Source organism: Rhizobium sp. YTUHZ045 (assembly GCF_051124255.1).
Taxonomy (GTDB): Bacteria; Pseudomonadota; Alphaproteobacteria; order Rhizobiales; family Rhizobiaceae; genus Rhizobium.
This window is the reverse complement of the sequence record NZ_CP101432.1, coordinates 1352532-1376490: the sequence shown is the minus strand read 5'-3', so window position 1 is coordinate 1376490 and position 23959 is coordinate 1352532. Positions and strand designations below refer to the sequence as shown.

Annotated in this window: 19 protein-coding genes and 4 tRNA genes; 13 read left to right on the top strand and 10 right to left on the bottom strand. The window is 61.3% G+C overall.

What is annotated here, in order from left to right; translation table 11 throughout:
* Positions 1 to 190: 190 nt before the first annotated feature.
* From NMA58_RS06700 to NMA58_RS06680, 5 genes are all read right to left on the bottom strand, one after another.
* Positions 191 to 266, bottom strand: a tRNA-Trp gene (locus tag NMA58_RS06700).
* A gap of 165 nt (positions 267 to 431) precedes the next feature.
* Positions 432 to 1325, bottom strand: a complete 894-nt coding sequence (locus tag NMA58_RS06695; protein ID WP_434712769.1) for an NAD-dependent epimerase/dehydratase family protein — start codon at positions 1323 to 1325, stop codon at positions 432 to 434.
* A gap of 511 nt (positions 1326 to 1836) precedes the next feature.
* Positions 1837 to 3012, bottom strand: coding sequence for an elongation factor Tu (gene tuf / locus NMA58_RS06690; RefSeq protein WP_011424970.1), 1176 nt, complete (start codon positions 3010 to 3012; stop codon positions 1837 to 1839).
* Positions 3013 to 3352: 340 nt separating this feature from the next.
* Positions 3353 to 3426, bottom strand: a tRNA-Gly gene (locus tag NMA58_RS06685).
* A 24-nt stretch (positions 3427 to 3450) separates the two neighbouring features.
* Positions 3451 to 3535: transfer RNA gene (locus tag NMA58_RS06680), tRNA-Tyr, on the bottom strand.
* A gap of 203 nt (positions 3536 to 3738) precedes the next feature.
* Here NMA58_RS06680 and rlmB point away from each other — a divergent pair.
* The 4 genes from rlmB to NMA58_RS06660 all read left to right on the top strand — a co-directional run bounded on the left by rlmB (position 3739) and on the right by NMA58_RS06660 (position 5869).
* A complete protein-coding gene (rlmB, locus tag NMA58_RS06675; protein ID WP_434712767.1) occupies positions 3739 to 4629 on the top strand; it encodes a 23S rRNA (guanosine(2251)-2'-O)-methyltransferase RlmB in 891 nt (296 codons plus the stop codon).
* A 63-nt stretch (positions 4630 to 4692) separates the two neighbouring features.
* Positions 4693 to 5385 carry an AprI/Inh family metalloprotease inhibitor gene (locus NMA58_RS06670; protein WP_221112359.1) on the top strand — a complete coding sequence of 231 codons (693 nt, stop codon included), beginning with the start codon at positions 4693 to 4695 and terminating at the stop codon, positions 5383 to 5385.
* Positions 5386 to 5510: 125 nt separating this feature from the next.
* Positions 5511 to 5669, top strand: a complete 159-nt coding sequence (locus tag NMA58_RS06665) for a hypothetical protein (protein ID WP_176536253.1) — start codon at positions 5511 to 5513, stop codon at positions 5667 to 5669.
* Positions 5670 to 5731: 62 nt separating this feature from the next.
* On the top strand, positions 5732 to 5869 hold the full coding sequence (locus NMA58_RS06660) for a hypothetical protein (RefSeq protein ID WP_198175514.1): 138 nt from the start codon (positions 5732 to 5734) through the stop codon (positions 5867 to 5869).
* Between the two features lie 328 nt (positions 5870 to 6197).
* On the opposite strand, the gene NMA58_RS06655 is transcribed toward NMA58_RS06660, so the two are convergent.
* Positions 6198 to 6273, bottom strand: a tRNA-Thr gene (locus tag NMA58_RS06655).
* A gap of 157 nt (positions 6274 to 6430) precedes the next feature.
* On the opposite strand from NMA58_RS06655, the gene NMA58_RS06650 reads away from it, so the two are divergent.
* The 3 genes from NMA58_RS06650 to NMA58_RS06640 are packed head-to-tail and all read left to right on the top strand — an operon-like array spanning position 6431 to position 8794.
* Positions 6431 to 7204, top strand: coding sequence for an NAD kinase (locus NMA58_RS06650; protein ID WP_011424966.1), 774 nt, complete (start codon positions 6431 to 6433; stop codon positions 7202 to 7204).
* Positions 7205 to 7208: 4 nt separating this feature from the next.
* On the top strand, positions 7209 to 7712 hold the full coding sequence (locus NMA58_RS06645) for a hypothetical protein (protein WP_434712766.1): 504 nt from the start codon (positions 7209 to 7211) through the stop codon (positions 7710 to 7712).
* Between the two features lie 32 nt (positions 7713 to 7744).
* Complete coding sequence (locus NMA58_RS06640; protein WP_434712765.1) at positions 7745 to 8794, top strand: alpha/beta hydrolase family protein; 1050 nt, start codon at positions 7745 to 7747, stop codon at positions 8792 to 8794.
* Between the two features lie 18 nt (positions 8795 to 8812).
* On the opposite strand, the gene prfB is transcribed toward NMA58_RS06640, so the two are convergent.
* From prfB to NMA58_RS06625, 3 genes are all read right to left on the bottom strand, one after another.
* Positions 8813 to 9944, bottom strand: a protein-coding gene (gene prfB / locus NMA58_RS06635) for a peptide chain release factor 2 (protein ID WP_176536255.1) whose coding sequence is annotated in 2 segments (ribosomal slippage) — positions 8813 to 9874 and positions 9876 to 9944 — 1131 coding nt in all. Because the reading frame shifts where the segments join, the coding sequence is not laid out codon by codon here.
* A gap of 102 nt (positions 9945 to 10046) precedes the next feature.
* A complete protein-coding gene (locus NMA58_RS06630) occupies positions 10047 to 12506 on the bottom strand; it encodes a penicillin-binding protein 1A (protein WP_097598340.1) in 2460 nt (819 codons plus the stop codon).
* Between the two features lie 360 nt (positions 12507 to 12866).
* The gene (locus NMA58_RS06625; protein ID WP_434712763.1) at positions 12867 to 14126 is read right to left on the bottom strand and encodes an N-acetylmuramoyl-L-alanine amidase; all 1260 of its coding nucleotides are present in this window, start codon (positions 14124 to 14126) and stop codon (positions 12867 to 12869) included.
* 623 nt (positions 14127 to 14749) lie between these two features.
* Between NMA58_RS06625 and NMA58_RS06620 the strand changes: the two genes are divergently transcribed.
* Positions 14750 to 17617 carry a ribonuclease E/G gene (locus NMA58_RS06620; RefSeq protein WP_434712762.1) on the top strand — a complete coding sequence of 956 codons (2868 nt, stop codon included), beginning with the start codon at positions 14750 to 14752 and terminating at the stop codon, positions 17615 to 17617.
* 142 nt (positions 17618 to 17759) lie between these two features.
* On the top strand, positions 17760 to 17978 hold the full coding sequence (locus NMA58_RS06615; RefSeq protein ID WP_434713386.1) for a type II toxin-antitoxin system VapB family antitoxin: 219 nt from the start codon (positions 17760 to 17762) through the stop codon (positions 17976 to 17978).
* Here the strand turns inward: NMA58_RS06615 and NMA58_RS06610 are convergent.
* The gene (locus NMA58_RS06610; RefSeq protein WP_097598344.1) at positions 17960 to 19618 is read right to left on the bottom strand and encodes an acyl-CoA dehydrogenase family protein; all 1659 of its coding nucleotides are present in this window, start codon (positions 19616 to 19618) and stop codon (positions 17960 to 17962) included. The two genes, NMA58_RS06615 and NMA58_RS06610, sit on opposite strands and share 19 nt — an antisense overlap.
* 178 nt (positions 19619 to 19796) lie before the next feature.
* On the opposite strand from NMA58_RS06610, the gene NMA58_RS06605 reads away from it, so the two are divergent.
* From NMA58_RS06605 to dprA, 4 genes are all read left to right on the top strand, one after another.
* On the top strand, positions 19797 to 20753 hold the full coding sequence (locus tag NMA58_RS06605; RefSeq protein ID WP_085777805.1) for an aspartate carbamoyltransferase catalytic subunit: 957 nt from the start codon (positions 19797 to 19799) through the stop codon (positions 20751 to 20753).
* Complete coding sequence (locus NMA58_RS06600; RefSeq protein WP_221128291.1) at positions 20750 to 22039, top strand: dihydroorotase; 1290 nt, start codon at positions 20750 to 20752, stop codon at positions 22037 to 22039. The genes NMA58_RS06605 and NMA58_RS06600 overlap by 4 nt, the downstream gene beginning before the upstream one ends.
* A 78-nt stretch (positions 22040 to 22117) precedes the next feature.
* Complete coding sequence (plsY, locus tag NMA58_RS06595) at positions 22118 to 22735, top strand: glycerol-3-phosphate 1-O-acyltransferase PlsY (RefSeq protein WP_434712761.1); 618 nt, start codon at positions 22118 to 22120, stop codon at positions 22733 to 22735.
* A gap of 2 nt (positions 22736 to 22737) precedes the next feature.
* On the top strand, positions 22738 to 23880 hold the full coding sequence (gene dprA / locus NMA58_RS06590; RefSeq protein WP_434712760.1) for a DNA-processing protein DprA: 1143 nt from the start codon (positions 22738 to 22740) through the stop codon (positions 23878 to 23880).
* Positions 23881 to 23959 lie beyond the last annotated feature (79 nt).

Genomic DNA, 23959 nt, shown 5'->3' with positions numbered 1-23959 from the left:
TGCCCACGCAATTACGGCGCGTAAAGCTGAAACTATCAGCCCCACGCACCGCGTGTCTGTTGAACCCTAAATAAACACCGATTTCCGAATGCACAAGAGGGAAACCGAAGTTTAACGAAATTAGTTGCCACCAATTGATCCACAGCCCGGTATGCCGCGAGCAGCGCCGCGCTGTCCGTATCAGGGAAAATGGCAGGGGCAGAGGGGCTCGAACCCCCGACCTGCGGTTTTGGAGACCGCCGCTCTACCAACTGAGCTATACCCCTTCATGCCTGTCCTTCAGCGCCCGGGCCGAGACCCGCAAATCGCTGCCGAAATGCATGGCGCTCCCTTTAAGACGGCGGCAGCGGATTGGCAAGCACGATTTTCGATTTTCAAAGCGTTCTGCTCATTTGCGAGCGTCCGCCTTTCGATCGGGCAACCGGAAGCGTTCAGACCTTCACATATTTCCGCCAGTCGTGTTCTTCCTTGAAGCCAAGCACCTGGCGAATCTTGCGGTTGGAAAGCAGCCCCTCATATTCACCGATCTCGCGGGTGAACGGTACGTTGGGGAAGAATCGCTTCGCCAACTCCTTCGACGGCGTATTGGCCGAAACCGTGTCGTTAGCGGCATTGAAGACCTGGTAGCCAAGCCCGTCCTTCTCTATGCAGAGATGGCAGATCTTTCCCAGGTCGCGAGCGTCGATGTAGCTCCAGGTGATGCGCTTGCGCATCTCAGGATGGGCGAAATAGGTCGGAAACCTTTCATATTCGTGCGGCTCGATAACGTTGCCGATGCGCAGCGCATAGATGTCGAAGCCCGATCGTTCGGCAAAGGCGCGTGCCGTCTTTTCGTTGACGACCTTGGAGAGGCCGTAGGAATCCATCGGATTGACGTCGTAGTCTTCCTCTAGCGGAAACTGGTGGAAGTCGCGATGACCTTCGGCGAAACAGACGCCGTAGGTCGTCTCACTCGACGCGACGATGATCTTCCGGATCCCGAGCTTCACCGCCGCTTCTATGACATTGTAAGTGCCCATCACGTTGATGCGGAAGGTCTCGTTGTCCGGCTTGATCAGGATGCGCGGAATGGCGGCAAAATGCACGACGGCATCGAAAGGCTGAACACCCCTGCCCTCGTCGAGATCGGGAAAATCGCGATGCATCGACAGCGCGTTGAAGACCTGGCCGCTATCGGTGATGTCGGCGATAAGATTGGTGACGCCGGGGCTGTCCAGAGGCACGAGATCGAGGTTGTGAACCTCGTAGCCTGCATTGACGAGCCATGGCACGGCATGGCGACCTGCCTTGCCGGAACCGCCTGTGAACAGAATCCGCTTTTTCATGGAAATGTCCTCCGCATCATGAAACCGGAGGCATAGTTAGACGCTTCCGCGCGAAGAGCAAGCGAGCGTTCTGCGAGGTATTTCACCCCGCCGCGCCAGGAGCACCCTATCCGGGAGCACCTGGCCATTTACTGCCCTGTCACCGCAGCCCCGTGCGATGAACTGGAAAGGTCGTCACTTGACGACGCTTACCTCATTGATCTGCACTCCGGCCGATTGAACAACCTCTTGCGGAATCGCAGCGATGAAAAACATCGTGAAAACATACATTGCGAATATCGTCGCAACGAATGTGGCCTTTGGAATCATCCCGACTCTCCTCTTTACAGGGAGGAGTCTGGACTAAAATGAGCCAATCACAACTGCTTTCTGAACGTGAGATGAACAAAATACTGTGACGAACATCTTTAACGATATTTTTACAACACCTGTTAAACAGCTCGGATGCATCAAAAACGAAAAACCCCGCTGTTTCCAGCGGGGCCTTCCTGATTGTGGATAACCTGAAAGGTTACTCGACGATCGAAGCGACGATACCGGCGCCGACGGTGCGGCCGCCTTCGCGGATAGCGAAGCGCAGCTTTTCTTCCATCGCGATCGGAACGATCAGCTCGACGTCAACCGTGACGTTGTCGCCCGGCATGACCATTTCCGTGCCTTCCGGCAGCGTGACGATGCCGGTCACGTCCGTCGTGCGGAAGTAGAACTGCGGACGGTAGTTGGTGAAGAACGGCGTATGACGGCCGCCCTCTTCCTTCGTCAGGATGTACGCTTCTGCCTTGAACTTCTTGTGCGGCTTGACGGAGCCCGGCTTGCACAGGATCTGACCACGCTCGACGCCGTCACGGTTCACACCGCGGATCAGCGCGCCGATGTTGTCGCCGGCCTGGCCCTGGTCGAGCAGCTTGCGGAACATTTCAACGCCGGTCACCGTCGTCTTCGAGGTCGGGCGGATGCCGACGATCTCGACTTCTTCACCAACCTTGATGATGCCACGCTCGACGCGGCCGGTCACGACCGTACCACGGCCCGAGATCGAGAACACGTCTTCGATCGGCATCAGGAACGGCTGGTCAACCGGACGCTCCGGCGTCGGGATGTAGGAGTCAACCGCTGCCATCAGCTCGCGGATCGCGTCTTCGCCGATCTTCTTGTCGGAATCTTCAAGAGCAGCAAGCGCCGAACCCTTGACAACCGGAATGTCGTCGCCCGGGAAGTCGTAGGACGACAGAAGTTCGCGAACTTCAAGCTCGACCAGCTCGAGAAGCTCGGCGTCGTCAACCTGGTCGACCTTGTTCAGGAACACAACGATCGCCGGAACGCCGACCTGGCGGGCGAGCAGGATGTGTTCGCGCGTCTGCGGCATCGGGCCGTCAGCAGCCGAGCAAACCAGGATCGCGCCGTCCATCTGCGCCGCACCGGTGATCATGTTCTTCACGTAGTCGGCATGGCCGGGGCAGTCGACGTGCGCGTAGTGGCGGGCCGGCGTCTCATACTCGACGTGCGCCGTCGAGATCGTGATGCCGCGCGCCTTCTCTTCCGGAGCCGCGTCGATCTGGTCGTACGCCTTGAACTCACCGAAGTACTTCGTGATCGCTGCCGTCAGAGACGTCTTGCCGTGGTCAACGTGGCCGATCGTGCCGATGTTGACGTGCGGCTTGTTGCGCTCAAACTTACTCTTTGCCATTTGAATGCTTCCTGTGAACGAAATGGTGGCCCCGGCGAACCGGTTTAGTGCCGCCGTTTAAGGCTTTCGGCGAAATTGCGCAAGACTTAATTGCAGACGCCAATCTTGGCGTGACAGCGCATATGGGAGACAATTCGCCGCCTGCAAGGCGATTCGCCGCGGCCCCTCCAAAAATCGCTGGAATCTCACAGAAAATCGCACGGATCACCAAGGATGAGCCGCGGCCGCCGGCATTGACATCCCTCGCCTGCGGCAATGGCGGCCGGCGTCTCCGCCACGGCTGGAAACAGCGCGCGTGACGATCGCGACTGCGATCGCGTCAACTGGCTTTAAGGGAGACTGGAGCGGGTAGCGGGAATCGAACCCGCGTATTCAGCTTGGAAGGCTGCTGCTCTACCATTGAGCTATACCCGCGGGATGGTCAGATCCGATGACGAATGGTGGAGAGAGTTGGATTTGAACCAACGTAGGCTGAGCCAACGGATTTACAGTCCGTCCCCTTTAACCACTCGGGCATCTCTCCAGTTTTTCGTCCGGATCTTGAAGACCAAGTTCGTCAGACTTCGAAGCGTTGCCGCCCGTCGTCTGCGCCGCGTATATGACCGGAGCATTTCCGTCTGTCAACACGATGACAATGGAAAAAACACGAAAAATTTCATTCGCCGCCGAAAGCCGGCATATGAAAGAAAGCCTATGCGGCAGCGAACGCCATGGCTATAAAGCCGCATGAGCAAAGACAACAAATCCGGCGGCAAGGCCGCGACAGAGCCATCCGCCAAGGATACGCACTACGCCAATCTGAGGCGCGCCCACCGTGACGCCAAGCGCGAACGCGGCGAGATCCCGACACCCCAGCCACAGAAGCGCCGGCGTGGAGCTGAGGACTGGAAGCCGCCGGCGCTCGCGCCCGACCAGGTATATCTCTATGGCCTCCATACAGTGCGCGCCGCTCTCGACAATCCGGAGCGCAAGAAGATCAAGCTGTTTACGACACAGAATGCGCTCGCGCGCCTGGAAATCGACGTCGAGACGCTCGGCATTCCCTTCGAAATCGTCTCGCCGCACGAGATCGACAAGCTGCTGGGTCCCGAGGCGATCCATCAGGGCGTCATGCTGGAAACGCGGCCGCTACCGATGCGCCGGCTCGAAGCGCTAAAGGACAGCCCTCTCCTGCTCGTGCTCGATCAGGTCACCGATCCGCACAATGTCGGCGCGATCATGCGCTCGGCCGTCGCCTTCAATGCCGGGGCCGTTATCACTACCCAGAGACATAGCCCGACCGAGTCAGGCGTGCTCGCCAAGTCCGCCTCCGGCGCCCTGGAACTGATACCTTATATACAGATCACCAATCTCGCCGATGCACTCGGCGAATTGCACAGGCTCGGCTTCTCCACCATCGGCCTCGATTCGGAAGGGCCGGCGCCGCTCGAAGGCACCTTCTCAGGCGACAAGGTGGCGCTGGTGCTCGGCTCGGAGGGCAAGGGGCTCAGGCAGAAGACACGCGAAACCGTCAATGCGCTTGCCCGCCTCGACATGCCGGGCGCAATCAAATCGCTGAACGTCTCGAATGCAGCGGCGATCGCGCTTTATGCGGCGCGGCTCTATCTGAAGCCATAGGTGGGCCAACAAGCGACCAGCTCAATTCAAGCGACCGCAGTCATCACGCCAGGGGGAAGTGTCATGATCCGTTTCGTCGTCCGGCTTTCGGCTGCGGCAGCAGCCCTCCTTGCTTGTGGCCTGGCCCAGGGCCAGGAGATCGATGCCGATATTGTTAAAGCGCAGGCCGGGACCTATCTCTTTGCCCCGCAAGACGGCCGCGCGGGATGCCGGATGACGCTTGAAACCGGTACGGCGATCGGCGGCTATTCGCTCTCTGGCCAGGAGTCTTGCACTACGCCACTGCCGGCGCTCGCCGAGTCCTATGCCTGGAATTTCGACGGCAATGGCGGCCTCATTCTGATCGATGCGATGCGCAAGGTCATCGCCCGTTTCGTCGAGAACGAGGGTTCAGCGATGAAAACGGAAGACGAAACACCGCTCCTGCTGATCTCGGCACCCGATGGTGTCGATCGCTTGCCGACCTTCAGGAGCCTTGCCGGGACATGGGCAATGCAAAGACCGGGCGGCGAAAAGCTCTGCAGCGTGACACTCGACGGCACCGTCGATACGGACGGCCATGCACCCCTATCGCTTTCCGGAGACTGCGCCGCCAATGTCGCCGGGCTCAAGCTCACCATATGGGATATCGATGGTTTCGGGTTGACGCTGATGAGCCATGATGGTTCGTCGCTCAGCTTCGACATGCGCGCCGACGGCAATTTCGACAAGTCCAGAGAAGAAGGCGGCAAGCCACTTTCGCTCGTGCGCCACTGATCCCGGCGCATGGCTCGAGCCGGAGAAATCCACTTTTTGCCTTGGAATGACCTTCTGGAGCATTATGATCGGGCGGCGATCGATCCGTAGCGACCGGTCATAAGCAAGAAGGAGCGATTCCCATCATGGCCATTCGACCGCTGATTTTCGGTATCCTCTTCATCGCGGCCTTTGTGGGAATCATTCTCAGCATCATTTGGGTGGACACGTCGCATCCCGTTCACCAGGCCGATCCCCTGTCGCCGACGGCGCCTGGCCCCGCGACGCCGGGGCCGGTGCAATAGGCCGAGAGGAACGCGGACGGCAATCGCGCGTTAATCCCCGATCGAACGAGGATTGAACGCTTATGCGCATAATGATCGCCATCGTCGCCGTCATGGTCGCCTCGGTGCTCAGCATCGCGATGATGTCACCTTCCGGTGCCGGACAGACCGGTAATGGCGACAGGATCGAGGCCAAAATCAACGAACCCCTCGCGCATTGAACCGGAACGACGGGTAGCTGAGACCGACTGTCTTCAGCTACAATAGAACCAGGGCATGTCGCGATCATATGGCACCACTCGAGGGAAATGGCTGCGGTCAGCAAATATGCGCGAACTTCATGGCTGGTTCCTCATTGAGGATGGGGAGACACTGCGCCGTCCGGCTGAATTGCCGCTGAAACAGTCCTTCGGACGGGGTTCATTAAGGAAAAACGCGCCGGAGCATTATCGAAACCAGTCCGCCTTCGTTCTCAACGAAACTACGACGCGACAGCCTTCGCTTGGCCGCTCTCTTCGGCTCGCCGAGCCGAAGCTCACGAGCGTAGGCTGGTGCCCCCGGCAGGGTTCGAACCCGCGACCCCCTGATTACAAATCAGGTGCTCTACCAACTGAGCTACAAGGGCAATAGCTGCCCAACTAACAGATTCTGCGATCCTGTAAAGGAAAATCCGTGCGAGCGCCGACAAGTCTGCGTGTATTCAAAACGCCTTGTCTTGCAAAACGGCCTTGTCGCAACTGCCATTTATCCTTTAGCTAGAGCAGCTTCACAAAGGGCATTGTATGGGCCGTTCATTCCAGACGCTTTCCTTTATCGCCTCGCCGACGATGGAGGCGCTCGCAGCGCGCGAAGAGCTGATTCGCATCTATGGCGACGTGCCTCAGGACAAGGCTGATGTCATCGTCGCACTGGGCGGCGATGGCTTCATGCTGCAGACGCTGCACAGCACCATGAATTCGGGCAAGCTGGTCTACGGCATGAATCGCGGCTCGGTCGGCTTTCTGATGAATGATTACAGCACGGAACGGCTTCAGGAGCGTATCTGCGTCGCCGTCGAAAACGCCTTCCGCCCATTGAAGATGACGACGGCCAATGCCGACGGCACGAATTCCACAGCGCTCGCCATCAACGAGGTTTATCTTTTCCGTCAGTCTTATCAGGCCGCCAATCTGAGGGTGGTGGTCGACGGGCGCGTACGGCTGGAGGAGCTGATCTGCGACGGGCTGATGGTGGCCACCCCAGCGGGATCGACGGCCTATAATCTTTCCGCCCATGGCCCCATCCTGCCGCTCGAGGCGCCACTGCTCGCCATGACGCCGGTCAGCGCTTTCAGGCCGCGGCGCTGGAGGGGCGCCCTGCTTCCGAACAAGGTGACCGTCGATATCGACGTGCTCGAACCGGTGAAGCGGCCGGTGAATGCGGTGGCAGACAATACGGAGGTCAAATCGGTGTTGCATGTCCGCATCGCCCAGTCGGAGCATATGACGGCGCGTATCCTCTCCGATCCGGACCGCTCCTGGTCCGACCGCATTCTCGCCGAGCAGTTCAAGGATTGAAATCATGGCAATGCGCCTGACATTGATGGCCACGGTTTTCCTCGCTGGATCCTCGGCCGCGATCGCCGCTCCCGCGCAGGACGTCATCCTGCCGGCTTCTGTGATTTTCGCGACCAGCACCGGCTACTGGGAGGATGACGGCAACGCACCTGATGTCGAGCGGGCGCCCACCGCTGCCGAAAGCGTGTCCGCCCCTCAGCAAAAGCGCCACGGCTATTACAAGCTCTTTGCCGTGCGTCAGCCGGACAAGACATCGAAAGTCTATCTTCAGCAGATTGCCCAGACCGAGACCGGTCCGGCGATTGCCTCGACCATCGAGCTGCAGGAGATCAGCGACCTGAAGCCATACGTGACCGATATCCGCCCCGAAAACTCGAGCGGCATCATCAAGCAACCCGGCCTCTTCGCTACGATCTATCTGAAGACCGATCCCGCAGCCGAGCCGGACGGCTGGACCGTGCTGATTGACGAACTCGGCGACATCACCATCGAGAAAGCGACCAATTGAGCAGCGAGACGCTGTTCGCACAGGCGAGGAAGATGAAACTCGGCTTTCGCGAGGGCATCCTCTATGACGACCGGAGACTAGACTGGGACGCAGCCGGTCCAAGGCCCGTCCGCTGGTCGCTATGGTATCCGGCTGCCGATAACGCGCAGGAATGCGAGATCCAGGAGAGAAGCTGGTTTCGGAAGGCGGCGGTCGCTCGCGACGCACCGATTCGGCCCTCAGACAGGCCTTATCCCCTCGTCCTGCTGTCACATGGCACTGGTGGATCTGCGGCCGGACTGGAATGGCTGGCGCGACGCCTGGTCGATCGCGGATTTGCAGCGCTCGGCGTCGATCATCACGGCAATACGGGCAGTGAGCCCTACCGCGCCGAAGGTTTTGCCTGTCTCTGGGAACGGGCGCCAGATCTGAGCTTGATGCTCGACCGCTGTCGCGACTGGCTTGGCCATCTTGCCGGTCGGATCGATGCGGACCGTGTATTCGCGGTCGGATTTTCGGCCGGAGCCTATAGCGTCATGTTGCTTCTCGGCGCCGTCACCCAGTTCTCGCAGTTCGAGCCGTCACGGCTGAAGCCGGGTGGTCCACGCGGCCCGAGGGAATTTCCCGACCTCGCCGATCATATTCCCTCACTGCTTCGCACCAGCGATGTTTTTCGCGAATCATGGTCCCGCATGTCGCGATCCTATCGGGACGACAGGATCACAGCGGCGGTCCTCTGCGCGCCGGGTCGCTCCGTTCTCAGCTTCGGCGCCGAGAGCCTGAAAGCTGTCGTGGCGCCCGCTCTTATCCTTGTCGGCGATGCCGATAAGGCGGCACCGGCTGAGGAATGTTCTTGCTGGCTGCATGAGCGCCTGACACGCAGCGCGCTAAAAATCCTCGGCGGCGGCCTCGGGCATTATGTCTTTGTGCCGGAGGGCACCGGGCTCGGCATGGCCTTTGCCGCCGAGCTCTTCACCGATCCGCCGGGCATCGAGCGGGGGGCCGTTCATGACGAGATTGCCGCTCTTTCCGCAGCGCTGTTTCATGACGGCGATGGCGGCGCGATAGGCAGAACAAAGAAAGCCCCGTTTCCGGGGCTTTGATTTCCATGATGCTGATTGTCAGTCGACATCCTCGACGACCGCATCGGCGGCGCCGCTGATGCGATGGGCAAGGGCCGCTTCCATGAATTCGTTCAGATCGCCGTCGAGCACGTCATCCGGAGCGGTGCTGGCGACGCCTGTGCGCAGGTCCTTGACCAGCTGGTAGGGTTGCAGCACGTAGGAGCGGATCTGATGACCCCAGCCGATATCCGTCTTGGAAGCGGCTTCGGCGTTGGCAGCCTCTTCGCGCTTCTTCAACTCTGCTTCGTACATCCGGGCACGCAGCATTTCCCAGGCCTTGGCACGGTTCTTGTGCTGCGAACGTTCCTGCTGGCAGGCCACCACGATCCCGGTCGGGATATGGGTGATGCGCACGGCCGAGTCCGTCGTGTTTACGTGCTGGCCGCCGGCGCCTGACGAACGATAGGTATCGATGCGGCAATCGCTTTCGTTGATGTCGATGTTGATCGAGTCGTCGACGACCGGATAGACCCAGATCGACGAGAAGGACGTATGGCGCCGCGCATTGCTGTCGTAGGGGGAAATGCGCACCAGACGATGTACGCCCGATTCTGTCTTCAGCCAGCCATAGGCATTGTGGCCCTTGACGAGCAGGGTCGCGGACTTGATGCCCGCCTCTTCGCCATCATGGACTTCGAGAAGCTCGACCTTGAAGCGCTGGCGTTCCGCCCAGCGGGTGTACATGCGCAACAGCATGTTGGCCCAGTCCTGGCTTTCGGTGCCGCCGGCGCCGGAATGGACTTCGAGATAGGTGTCGTTGCTGTCGGCCTCCCCGGAGAGCATCGCCTCCACCTGACGGCGCGCGGCCTCGGCCTTCAGTGCCTTCAAGGCGTCCTCGGCCTCTTTGACGATGCCTTCGTCGCCCTCTTCCTCGCCGAGTTCGACCAGCTCGACATTGTCTTTCAGCTGCTGTTCCAGCTGCCGGACGCCGTTAATGCCGTCATCGAGCTGCTGACGCTCGCGCATCAGCTTCTGGGCTTCCTGCGCATCGTTCCAGAGGTTCGGATCCTCTGCCTTGTTGTTCAACCAGTCCAGTCGTCTTATTGCCTGGTCCCAGTCAAAGATGCCTCCTCAGCAGGGTGATAGCCTGCTTGGTTTCATCGACCACGTTTTCGATTTCCGCTCGCATTTTCCTGCTTCTCTGTAACGGTCTTCTTCAAGTGCTGGTGACATAGAGACGCCCGCCGCGGATGTAAAGAGCCGGGGCGGGTTTCCAAAATTGGGTGAAGACTCAGAAGAGTCCTGGCGTGCCGGTCTGAACGGCCTGGTTGGCTTGCGGCGAGGTCTTCAGGATCTCCTCCGGCGCCATGGTGCTGTCCATGCCGATGACGGAGAAGCTGTCGGCAGGTCCGGTGCCGGGTTTGAAGGCCTCGACGATCGTGTTCGGATCTCCGTCGGCGGCGGCCATGCCGGTCTTGCGGTCGATCGGGATCAGGTTCATGCCCTGTGGAATGACGAACTTCGATTCCGGCATGTCCTTGACGGCGGCCTGCATGAATTCGTTGAAAATCGGGGCGGATAGACCGCCGCCGGTGCCGCCGCGGCCGAGCGGGGCCGGCGTATCGAAGCCCATATAGAGGCCGGCGACGAGATCCGGCGTGAAACCGACGAACCAGGCATCCTTTTCGTCATTGGTGGTGCCGGTCTTTCCGGCGACGTCGCGACCGCCGAGATCAATCTTGCCGGCGGCGGTGCCGCGCTGGATGACGCCCTGCATCATCGAGGTAATCTGGTAGGCGGTCATCGGGTCAAGGACGGTTTCGCGGTTGTCGACGACATTCGGCTCTTCCTGGTTCTGCCAGTCGCCCGCATTGCAGCCCTCGCAGAGGCGCTCCTCATGCTTGAAGATCGTCTTGCCATAACGGTCCTGAATACGGTCGATCAGGGTCGGCTTGATCTGCTTGCCGCCATTGGCAATGACCGAATAGGCCGAGACCATGCGCAGCACTGTCGTGTCGCCCGCGCCGAGCGACATCGAGAGAACCGGCAGCATGTGATCGTAGATACCGAAGCGTTCGGCATATTCGGCAACGATATTCATGCCGAGATCGTTGGCGAGTCGCACCGTCATCAGGTTGCGCGAATGCTCGATGCCTGAGCGCAGTGTCGACGGGCCGCCGACTTCGCCGCCGTAGTTTTCGGGCTTCCAAACCTGGCCACCCGAGACGATCTCAATCGGCGCGTCCATGATGACGGAGGCCGGCGTATAACCGTTGTCCATCGCAGCGGCGTAGACGAAAGGCTTGAACGAGGAGCCCGGCTGGCGCATCGCCTGAGTAGCGCGGTTGAATTCGGACTGGCCATAGGAGAAGCCGCCGACCATGGCGAGCACGCGGCCGGTCTTCGGATCCATGGCGACAAGCCCACCCTGTACCTTCGGCGGCTGGCGCAGACGGTAGGAGGTCGACGCGTCGTCACCGAGCTTCTCGACATAGACGACATCGCCCGGGCTCAAGACACCGGCCGGCGATTTCGCCGTCTTGCGGGAGCCATCCGCCGAACGGTAGGCCCACTGCATGTTCTTGGCGTCGATGGTGCCGCGCTGACGGTCCGCCGCAACCTTGCCGCTCCCGTCCTTGGCCGGCTGCAGGCCGATATCGACATTGTTATCGGACACGGCGAGGACGACGGCGAGCCGCCATTCCGGAACGTCGGTTAGCGCGGGAATATCGGCAAGCGCCTTGCCCCAATCGCCGCTGGAGTCGATCTGCTTAATGGCCCCATGGAATCCGCGGCGCTCGTCATAGGTCACGAGGCCATCCTGCAGCGCCTTGCGGGCGGCGAGCTGCATTTGTGGATCGAGCGAAGTGCGCACGGAAAGGCCGCCCTCGTAAAGAACCTTCTCGCCATATTGATCGATCAGCTGGCGGCGCACGGCTTCGGCGAAGTAATCGGACGCGAAGAGCGAGGGACCGTTGCTGCGGGCGGTGACGCCGAGCGGCTGCTTCTTGGCTTCCGCGCCGTCGCTCTGGCTGACATAGCCGTTCTCGACCATGCGATCGATAACCCAGTTGCGACGCTCGAGCGCCGCCTCAGGATGGCGGAACGGATGATAATTGGCCGGGCCTTTCGGAAGCGATGCCAAATAGGCGGCCTCGGCGACAGTCAGCTCGGTAACCGACTTATTGAAATAGGTCAGCGCCGCGCCGGCGATGCCATAGGAATTCATCCCGAAGAAAATCTCGTTCAGGTAGAGTTCGAGAATCTTGTCCTTGCTGTAGGCCTGCTCGATACGAAAGGAGAGGATTGCTTCCTTGATCTTGCGGTCGATCGTCTGGTCCGAGCTCAAAAGGAAGTTCTTAGCCACCTGCTGGGTGATTGTGGAAGCACCGACGGGACGGCGGCCCGAACCGAAATTCTGCAGGTTGACGAGGATTGCGCGGCCGAGACCGGTGAGGTCGACGCCCGGATGGTTGTAGAAATTCTTGTCCTCGGCCGACAGGAAAGCGGCCTTCACGCGGTCGGGAATGGCCTGGATCGGCAGGAAAAGACGCTTTTCTTTGGCATATTCGGCCATGAGAGCGCCGTTGCCGGCATGGACGCGGGTTGTCACCGGCGGCGCGTAGCTGTTCAGAACGGCATAGTCCGGAAGATCCCTGGCGACATTGGCGAGATAGATAGCAATACCCGCCGCAGCGACCAGAAACAGGACGCAGGCCATTCCGAAGAAATATCCAAGAAGTCTAAGCATATTTTCAGCTACCGGTCTCTTCGATCCGCAATCGGCGCAGACGCAACGATTGCACAGATCGAGACAATTTGCACGTTGCGCGCGGCTTACTCCATGAGCGCTACCGCCACAAGCCGATTCCGCGCCTCAAGCTAGGAAACATAAGCCGGAGTAACGGCGCGAATGTGAGCAAAATAGGGCTCTGCCCGCCGCAATCACCGCCGCGGCAGCGTTTCATCGGGACTGTCACATCCAAGCAACGCCCTTGCCCGCCGACAAGCCGAAGCACGGCGTTCAGAACGTGATTCATCTGATGGCGTCCAAGTCTCTGTTTTCATGGATTTCGCTTGAGCGAACTATTAGAATCTTCGGGCGACGCTCTTATCCGCCATTCGCCACAACGCCGGTACGGTATCGCTTCACCGCCTCGGTCAGGAGATCGGCGATCCTGGTGCGCCAGGTTTCGTCGAGCAGCAGTTTTTCGTCTTCGGCATTCGACAGGAATCCGAGCTCGAGCAGGATCGACGGCACGTCGGGGGCCTGCAGCACGCGGAAGCCGGCGTGGCGGTGCGGATTGTTGATGGTGCCGACTTGGTCCTTGAAGGAATTCAGCACGCTCTCGGCCAGCGAGATCGAAAAGGCCTGCGTCTCGCGCCGCGTCAGATCGAGCAGGATGTCGGCGACCTCGGGCGGCTCGGCGACTACCTCCTTGCCGGCGATCTGGTCGGAAAGGTTTTCGCGCTCGGCAAGATCGGCTGCGAGCTTGTCGGAGGCCTTGTCCGAAATCGTATAGACCGTTGCGCCGCGGATATCCTTCTGTTTCAGCGTATCGGCATGCAGTGAAATGAACAGGCCGGCATGGTTCTGGCGGGCGATCAGCACGCGCTGGGAAAGCGACAGGAACTCGTCGTCGCTGCGCGTCAGGAACGCCTTGATGCCCGGCTCCTTGTTCAGCCGGTCAGCCAGAGCCCTGGCGAAAGCAAGCGTCACCTGCTTTTCCTCGGTCTTCGTATCGACGCCGATTGCGCCGGTGTCGATGCCGCCATGGCCGGCGTCGACGGCAATGACGAAATCGCCGGGGGCGGCTTTCTCCGGCGCCGGAATGGCGCTCGTCGTCTGAGCCGCCTCGGTCCGATCATCCCACGATTGTGTCTTCACCAGTTCGGCAAAGGCCTCCTTATCGATCATTTCGGCGTCGAGCACCAGGCGATGACCCCTGCCCGCCTCGTCGGCCTGCACCTTGGCGAGCGAGAGCTTCACCGGCCTTGCCGCTGTCAGCATGATGCGGGCGCTCTCCTCATCCATCTTGCCGTAGCGGATATCCTTGAAGAGACCGCGAGCGGCCAAATCCTTCCCCGGGAAACCGAAGGCGGTGGCCGGCAGATCGACGACGATGCGCTCCGGATTGGCGATATAATGGACGGAGAAACGCGGTTCGCGGTCGAAATCGATGACGATGCGCGTCCTGGCTTCATCGCCGATGATGCGCGCCCCATAAGCGAGCAGCGGATCCTTCGTCTCGGCCGAACCCGCGAGGCCAGGCAGGAGGCAACCTGCAATGAGCACCGCCGTCTGAACCCGCCTTGCGAATGTCGATCGCCGCGTTGCGGACTGCGCCGCGATCCGAGCCCTCTTAAACAATAAACCGTCACACCCTATTTGTAACCGCGATGGACCTGATATGGCCGGATCGACGCTCGATAGCGAGACGCCTTGCGACCTGCCGAATCGCGGTCACCTGCCCCCAGTTTCTATGCGATTCGAAATCCATCAATATTATGGCACATTTGGCTTTTCCCTTGCTATTGTGACAGAGAAAACATACAACGCATTTTAGGGTAGAAGTGTTGACGGGATAGAGTCGCCGCAAGGGCTGCCAGCCAGATCTGGACCTGGCGCCACATCGGTCATCGTCCGCCGTCTCATGCGCTTCAACCCGGGAACTGGATCCTGATTTTCCGGCTTCTGTCGGAACTTCATTGGTGGATCAGCCACCACGCTCTCAGGGAGCAACCCTCATCGGACCCGAACCGGGTCTTCGTATTTGTCGATCACGCTTGGTTGTTGATGGTTTCGCAGCAGGTTTTATCTGAAGTGTACAGGCCCCGGACCGAAACGGTTCCGGCTGCGGTCTGGCTGCTGCTCTTCCCTTCGCGTCAAGCGCGACTTTCAATATCCGGCGCGGCCACGGTGGACCGCATTCTTTCTGTTTCAACAGCAGTCGGGAATGCGCTCTCGCGGCCACGCCGAGGAGCACAGCTTACATGGCAGACAAAATGCTTATCGATGCGTCTCACGAGGAAGAGACGCGCGTCGTTGTCGTTCGCGGGAACCGCATAGAAGAATTTGACTTCGAGTCGCAGCACAAGAAGCAGATCCGCGGCAATATCTATCTTGCAAAGGTAACGAGGGTCGAGCCCTCGCTGCAGGCCGCCTTCGTCGATTACGGCGGCAACCGGCACGGCTTCCTGGCCTTCGCCGAAATCCATCCCGATTATTATCAGATACCGCTCGCCGACCGTCAGGCACTGCTTCGGGCCGAAGCCGAGGAGCATCGCCGCGATGAAGACGTCGAACACGTCGAAACCGCACCGGTCGTCGATCTTTCGACCCAGGACCAGCCGGATGTCGGCATCGTGCCCACGGAGGCACCGGCTGCCGTAACGGAAGAGGCCGCGGCGGAAAACGTTGCCGTAACGGCAGAGGTGGCAGCATCGCCTGAAGTCGCCGAGGAAGCGCCAGCCAAGAAGGCAAGGCCGCGCCGGAGCCGCAAGAAGGTTGCCGAAACGACCGCGACCGAGGATGCCGTTCCGACAGACGTCGAAGCCGAAGGCGCTGCAAGCGTCGACAACGACGATGACGCCCCTGCCGGCGGCACGATGGCCGCGATGGTGGAAACCGACACGATCTCCGAGGACATCGACACCAGCAAGCGTCGCCACGATGACGACGATGACGACGATGATCACGGTGAAGAGGAAGTCATCGAATCCGTCGGCGCCGAAGACGCGATGGAAGAAGTTCCGGACCGCGTGCAGCGCAAGCCGCGCAAGCAGTACCGCATCCAGGAAGTCATCAAGCGCCGCCAGATCCTGCTGGTGCAGGTCGCCAAGGAAGAGCGCGGTAACAAGGGTGCCGCTCTCACCACCTATCTCTCGCTTGCAGGCCGCTATTCGGTTCTGATGCCGAACACGGCGCGCGGCGGCGGCATTTCCCGCAAGATCACCAATCCGCAGGACCGCAAGCGCCTGAAGGAAATCGCCCGCATGCTCGAAGTGCCGCAGGGCATGGGCGTCATCCTTCGCACCGCCGGTGCGAACCGCACCAAGGTCGAGGTCAAGCGCGATTTCGAATATCTGATGCGCCTGTGGGAAAATGTCCGCACTCTGACGCTGGCGTCGACCGCTCCCTGCCTCGTCTATGAAGAGGGCTCGCTGATCAAGCGCTCGATCCGCGACCTCTACAACAAGGATATCGGCGAAATCATCGTTGCCGGCGAGGAAGGCTATCGTGAAGCGAAAGACTTCATGAAGATGCTGATGCCGAGCCATGCCAAGGTGGTTCAGCCCTACCGCGATATCCACCCGATCTTCTCGCGCTCCGGCATCGAGGCCCAGCTCGACCGCATGCTGCAGCCGCAGGTGACGCTGCGTTCCGGCGGCTACCTGATCATGAATCAGACGGAAGCGTTGGTTTCGATCGACGTCAACTCCGGCCGCTCGACGCGCGAACACTCGATTGAGGACACCGCGCTGCAGACGAACCTCGAAGCCGCGGAAGAAATCGCCCGCCAGCTTCGCCTGCGCGACCTCGCCGGCCTGATCGTCATCGACTTCATCGACATGGAAGAGAAGCGCAACAACCGCGCCGTCGAGAAGAAGCTGAAGGAATGCCTGAAGAACGACCGCGCCCGCATCCAGGTCGGCCGGATCTCGCATTTCGGCCTGCTCGAAATGTCACGCCAGCGCATCCGCGCTTCGGTTCTCGAATCGACGACCCAGGTCTGCTCGCATTGCGGCGGCACCGGCCACGTCCGTTCGCAGTCCTCCGTCGCCCTGCATGTGCTGCGCGGCATCGAGGAATATCTGCTGAAGAATACGACGCACAACATCACCGTGCGCACCACGCCCGACATCGCCCTCTACCTGCTCAACCACAAGCGCCAGACGATCGTCGATTACGAAGCGCGCTTTGGCGTAGCGATCATCATCGATGCCGACGGTTCGGTCGGCGCACAGCACTTTGCGATCGACCGCGGCGAGCCTGTCGAAAACCCAGTCAAGATCGAAAGCCTCTTCAACTTCGCAGCCATCCCCGAGGATGAGGACGACGACATCGTCATCGAGGCTGATGAGGACGAAGACGAAGAACTCGAGGAAAAGGCTGCCGCGACCGAACGTCCCGCTGCGGCGCGTTCGGAAGGCGAAGGTGAAGGCAACCGTAAGCGCAAGCGTCGCCGCCGCCGTCGTGGCCGCAACGGCAATGCCGAGCAGCCGGCAGCCGCTGCAGGCGAAGCTGGCGACGAAGAGGAAGATGGCGACGATGAGGGCGCTGAGGGCGACGAAACCGCCGCCGCTGCACCCGAGAGCCGCGCCGAAAACGAGGAATCGCAGCGCCGCAAGCGCCGTCGTCGCGGCAAGCGCGGCGGTCGCCGCAATCGGGAGGACGGCTCCGAGCTGACGGCCAATGAAGCCGGCGAAGGCAGCGGCAGCGAGGATGAAGACGACGGCATTTCGGATGACGTCGCTCCAGGTGAAGCCGCAATTGTCGAGACGGTTCCCGAACAGGCCGGCGAGAGCCAAGCTGTAACGGCTGCCGTCGAGGATATGGCCGTCATCGCCGAAGAGGTAAAGCCTTCCCGTGGCCGCGGCCGCCGCAAGCCCGCCGCAGCGCCGGTCGAAGAACCAGTAGCGGAAGCAACACCCGCCGTTGAAGCCGAACCGGAGGTGGTCGAAGCCTCCGCCGATCTCGCAACGCCCGCCCAGGAAGAAGCAAAGCCGGTTCGCGCTAACCGCGAATCCAATATTTCTTCCTCAGAGCCGACGGTGAAATCCACCCGTACCGAAAATGGCGAAAGCGACGAAGGCAAGCCGAAGAAAGCCGGCTGGTGGCAGCGCCGTGGCTTCTTTTGAACGCTGATTTTCGGACGTAAATGATGAGATCCGGCTGCGGCGACGCGGCCGGATTTTTGTTTATGGCGGCGGCTTCAGCATCGATTTGCAGCAAGGCAGCGCGAGTACGTGTATTATTGAGATCACACATATGGATGCGACCGTGCGAACGGCTCTGGATATCGATAGGGGCTTGCTTGAAGCGGCAATGGTAGCCACGGGATTGGCGACGAAAAAGGCCACGATCGAACAAGCCTTGCGAAGCCTCGTCGACAGGCACCGTCAGAAGAATGCGATCGCAGATCTCGCAGGGATCGGCTGGGAAGGCGACCTCGACGAGATACGTCAATCCCCCGCTGACAATCAGGCGGCCGGGGGGTAGAGCAGATCGACGATGTAGCTGGCGTCGAAGCGGGAGTCGAGCATGCCGTAGGTGGAGCGCCAGCCGCCGGCCAGGCGCGTCTCTATGAAGGCATCGGCAATGCGCCCTGCCCCGAGCCGGTAGAGCTCGGCGGCGCCGGCGGCAAGAGCCAGCTGCTCGACGAGCAGGCGTGCCGCGCCCTCGTCCTGTTCGCTGAGGGCGATTGCGGCGCGCAGCACGTCGATCGTTTTCTTCCCGGCGGGGCCGAGATCGCGCGCGAGGCCCGCAAAAACCGTTTCGAACAGATCCTTGCCACGGTTGAGCACGCGCAGCACATCCAGCGCCATGACGTTGCCGGAGCCCTCCCAGATGGCATTGACGGGAGCCTCCCGGTAATGACGGGCGATCGGCCGCTCCTCGATGTAACCGTTGCCGCCGATGCACTCCATCGCCTCGTAGATCAGCGCGGGTGCGATCTTGCAGCACCAGTATTTGGCGACGGGAGTCATGACGCGGGCATAGGCCGCTTCCTCGGCATTGCCGCGGGCCTTGTCGAAAGCATCGGCAAGACGGAAGGACAGCGCGGTGGCGGCCGCGACATCGAGCGCCATGTCGGCCAGCACGCGCGTCATGATCGGCTGATTGACGAGCATCCTGCCGAAGACGCTGCGGCCGCGCGTGTGATGCACGGCCTCGGCCAGCGAGGCGCGCATGATGCCAGAGGAGGCAAGTGCGCAATCAAGCCGCGTCAACGTCACCATGTCGAGGATGGTGCGGATGCCGGCATCCGGGCCGCCGAGCAGGAAACCGAAGGTATCGGTGAACTCCACCTCTGAAGAGGCGTTGGACCGGTTACCGACCTTATCCTTCAGTCGCTGGAACTGCAGTCCGTTCGCTGACCCGTCCTCCAGCAGGCGAGGCACGAGGAAGCAGCCCATGCCCTCCTTCGTCTGCGCCAGCATGATGAAGGCATCGCTCATCGGAGCCGACATGAACCATTTGTGGCCGGAAAGCCGGTAGATGCCTTCACTGACCTTTTCGGCAGCGCTGCGGTTGGCCCTGACATCGGTGCCGCCCTGCTTTTCGGTCATGCCCATGCCGATCGTCACCGCAGACTTCTGCATAGCGGGCCGGTTGGACGAATCATATTTGCGCGACAGGATCTTCGGCGCCCAGTCCTTCTGCACCGCAGGGGACGCCGACAGCGCGGCCACCGAAGCGCTCGTCATTGTCAGCGGGCAGAGATGGCCAGATTCCAGCTGTGCCGTCAGGTAAAATCGCGCGGCGCGGACCTTGTGGCCTGCGTCCTTCGCCTCGATATCGGCCTGCGGATCCCAGACGGAGGAATGCAGGCCGACCGACATGGAGCGACGCATCAGCGCGTGCCAGGCGGGATGGAATTCGACGACATCGAGACGTTCGCCGCGCGGACCATGGGTGCGCAGCTGTGGCGCCCCCTGGTTTGCCATGCGCGCCAGCTCCTGTGCCTCCGGCGAGGTGACGTAGCGGCCGATATTTTCCAGGTCTTCACGGATGCCGCGCGGCAGGGCCGCCGTCAGATCGACAATCAGAGGATCGGATCGATAGGCATTGATGCCGGACCACAGGCTCGGCTGGTTGAGTTCTGCGAGTTTGTCGTCAGTCCGGTTTGCGGAGGTCATTGTTCGCTTCTAGTGCAAGAACCCGGCAAGGAAAACCGGAAGTTATGATTCGCTTCATTCTGCTCTATCGGAATTCGGGCGAAAATGCATGGGGACATAAGCCTTTGCCCACAGCGCGTGCTTGCCCCGGCGGGCGGCACTCATTATAGACCCGCAAGAGACAGCAAGAGGCAGGGTCATGGTCTTTTTCCCCCACCGCCACCTCATTGGCATCAAGGGCCTCACCGAGCAGGATATCACCTATCTTCTCGACAAGGCGGACGAAGCCGTCAAGATCAGCCGCCAGCGAGAAAAGAAGACGTCGACGCTGCGCGGACTGACACAGATCAACCTCTTCTTCGAGGCATCGACCCGCACACAGGCCTCCTTCGAGCTTGCCGGCAAGCGGCTTGGCGCCGACGTGATGAACATGTCGGTCGGCAATTCCTCGGTGAAGAAAGGCGAAACGCTGATCGATACGGCGATGACGCTGAATGCAATGCGTCCGGACGTGCTGGTGATCCGCCATTCAAGCGCCGGTGCGGCCGCGCTTCTAGCTCAGAAAGTCTCCTGCTCGGTCGTCAATGCCGGCGACGGGCAGCACGAACATCCGACCCAGGCGCTGCTCGACGCGCTGACGATCCGCCGCGCCAAGGGCAAGCTTTCGCGGATCACCGTAGCGATCTGCGGCGACGTGCTGCACTCGCGCGTGGCGCGCTCCAATATCCTGCTGCTGAACGCGATGGGCGCACGCGTGCGCGTCGTCGCGCCCGCCACGCTGCTGCCCGCCGGCATCGCCGAGATGGGTGTCGAGGTGTTCCACTCGATGAAGGAAGGATTGAAGGACGCCGACGTCGTGATGATGCTGCGACTGCAGCGCGAACGCATGTCCGGCGCCTTTGTGCCGTCGGTGCGCGAGTATTATCACTTCTACGGACTCGACGCCGAAACGCTGAAAGCAGCGAAGGACGATGCGCTGGTCATGCACCCCGGGCCGATGAACCGCGGCGTCGAGATCGCCTCCGAGGTGGCCGATGGTCCGCAGAGCGTCATCGCCGAACAAGTGGAAATGGGGGTCGCCGTGCGCATGGCCGTCATGGAGACGCTGCTCGTCTCGCAGAACCAAGGTCCCCGAACCGACGGAATGATGGCATGAGCAACTCGATCGTCCTCAAGAATGTCCGCATCGTCGATCCCTCGCGCGATCTCGACGAGATTGGAACGATCATCGCTAAAAATGGCGTGATTCTTGCCGCCGGCAGCGGAGCGCAGAACCAGGGCGCGCCGGAAGGCGCCGTCGTGCGCGACTGCACCGGCCTCGTGGCGACCCCCGGCCTCGTCGATGCACGCGTCCATATCGGCGAGCCCGGCGGCGAGCACCGCGAGACGATCGCCTCGGCGAGCCGGGCGGCGGCAGCCGGCGGCATCACCTCGATCATCATGATGCCGGACACCGATCCCGTCATTGACGACATCGCGCTGGTGGAATTCGTCAAGAAGACGGCGCGGGACACGGCCAGCGTCAACGTCTATCCGGCAGCCGCCCTCACCAAGGGTCTTGCCGGCGAGGAGATGACGGAGATCGGCCTTTTGATGCAAGCGGGCGCCGTCGCCTTCACCGACGCCCATTCCAGCGTCCCTAACACACAGGTGCTGCGCCGAATCATGACCTATGCGCGCGAGTTCGGCGCCGTCATTTCCTGCGAGACCCGCGACAAGTATCTCGGCGCCAATGGCGTCATGCATGAGGGACTTTTCGCCAGCTGGCTGGGGCTCTCCGGCATTCCGAAGGAAGCCGAGCTGATCCCACTCGAACGCGATCTCAGGGTGGCAGAACTGACGCGCGGCCGTTATCACGCCGCGATGATCTCCGTGCCGGAATCGGTCGAAGCCATTGAACGCGCCCGGGGCCGTGGCGCCAAGGTGACCTCGGGCATCTCGATCAACAATCTGGCGCTCAACGAGAACGACATCGGCGAATACCGCACCTTCTTCAAGCTCTATCCGCCGTTGCGCCCGGAGGATGACCGGGTCGCCATGGCCGAAGCGCTTGCGAGTGGCGCGATCGACATCATCGTCTCCTCGCACGACCCGCAGGACGTCGACACGAAGCGCCTGCCGTTCGCAGAAGCGGCCGATGGCGCAGTCGGATTGGAAACGATGCTGGCAGCGGCCCTCAGGCTTCACCATGGCGGCCAGGTCGGCCTGATGCGGCTGATCGACGCCATGTCCACCCGCCCGGCACAAATCTTCGGCCTTGAGGCCGGCACGCTGAAGCCGGGTGCTGCGGCCGATATCACGCTGATCGATCTCGATGAGCCTTGGCTTGTCGCTAAAGACATGCTTCTCTCCCGCTCGAAGAATACGCCTTTCGAGGATGCACGCTTCAGCGGGCGAGCGGTTGCGACCTACGTCTCCGGAAAGCTTGTCCACGCAGTTTAAGAATCGACACCATCGCCGTTCATCCCCAGAGGGAAAAGGGCCGGACTTGAGGATAGCCACGGAGGGCTGAGGGGGCACATGTTATCCAATCTCATGTCATGGCAGATCACGCTGCCGATCGCACTTGCGGCTGCCGTCATCGGTTATCTCCTCGGCTCAATCCCCTTCGGCCTGATTCTCACCCGCGCCGCCGGCCTTGGCGATGTGCGCAGCATCGGCTCCGGCAATATCGGCGCGACCAATGTGCTCAGAACCGGAAATCGCAAGCTCGCCGCGGCAACCCTGCTGCTCGACGCCTTGAAGGCATCGGCGGCAGCCTGGATCGTCGGCTATTTCCTCGGTGAAGAGGCCGCGATCATCGCCGGCTTCTTCGCCTTCATCGGCCATCTCTTCCCCGTCTGGATCGGCTTCAAGGGCGGCAAGGGTGTCGCCACCTATATCGGCACGCTGCTCGGCGTCGCGCCGATCATGGTGGTGCTCTTCGCCGCCATCTGGCTGGCGGTCGCCGTCACCACCCGCTATTCCTCGCTGTCGGCCCTTGTCGCCATGCTCGTCATTCCCATTGCCTTGTTGATATTGGGCAATGAAAAGGTCGCGGCCGTCATGGCGGTCATGACGCTCATCTCCTACTGGAAGCACAAGGCGAATATTTCGCGCCTGATGGGCGGAACGGAAAGCAAGATCGGGGCGAAGTGACAATGGATGCGCGGAGCGCGGGATCCACAGGCACGGTGCTCAGCGAAAGGCAGAGGATTGCCTGGCTACGCCTGATTCGTTCCGACAATGTCGGCCCTGCAACTTTTCGCGATCTCATCAATCATTTCGGTTCGGCCGAGGTGGCACTCGCGGCGCTGCCGGAGCTTTCGGCGCGCGGCGGCGCGACACGTGGCATCCGCATTGCCAGCGAAGCCGAGGCGCACCGGGAACTGGAGGCGGCGCATCGTTTCGGCGCCCGCTTTGTCGGCATCGGCGAGCCGGACTATCCGCAGGCGCTGAAACAGATCGACGGTGCACCGCCGCTCCTTGCCGTCAAGGGCGCGCTTGCTGCCGCCAAACGACCGGCGGTCGGCATCGTCGGCTCTCGCAACGCCTCGGCCGCAGGCGCCAAATTCGCGGCGATGGTGGCGCACGACTGTGGCCGGGCGGGTTATACCGTGGTTTCCGGTCTGGCGCGCGGCATCGACACGGCAGCGCATCGGGCAAGCCTCGGCACGGGCACGATCGCCGCCCTTGCCGGCGGCCTGGACAAGCCCTACCCGCCGGAGAATATCCGTCTGATCGAAGAGATAACCGCCGGCAACGGCCTGGCGGTGAGCGAAATGCCTTTCGGCTGGGAACCCCGCGCCCGCGATTTCCCGCGCCGGAACCGGCTGATTGCCGGCATTGCGCTCGGCGTGGTGATCGTCGAAGCGGCGATGCGCTCGGGCTCGCTGATTACGGCACGCCTCGCCGGCGAGTTCGGCCGCCTGGTGTTTGCCGTGCCGGGCTCGCCGCTCGATCCGCGCTGTCACGGCACCAACGGCCTGCTCAAGGACGGCGCCTCGATCGTTATAGAACCTGCCGATGTCATCGAGGCCTTGGCGCCGCTTGCGCAACTCGACCTCTTCCCTTTGTCGAAGGTGGAGGAGCCGGCACGCGAGAGCAGGGCAATAACGATGCCGCCCGGCGATTCGGACCGGATGCGTGTCATCGGCGCGCTCGGACCGACGCCTGTCGAGATCGACGACGTCATCCGCCACACCGGCCTAGCGGCATCCGCGGTTTATCTCATTCTCCTCGAACTCGACATATCAGGCAGGCTGCACCGGCATCAGGGCGGTTTCGTCTCGCTTTCCGATTGACGCTTGCGCGGTACGAGGGGACGGCTTGCAAACGCAGGAACCGCGTGTCGAAAAAGATAGCTCTACGGCCAGAAGTTAA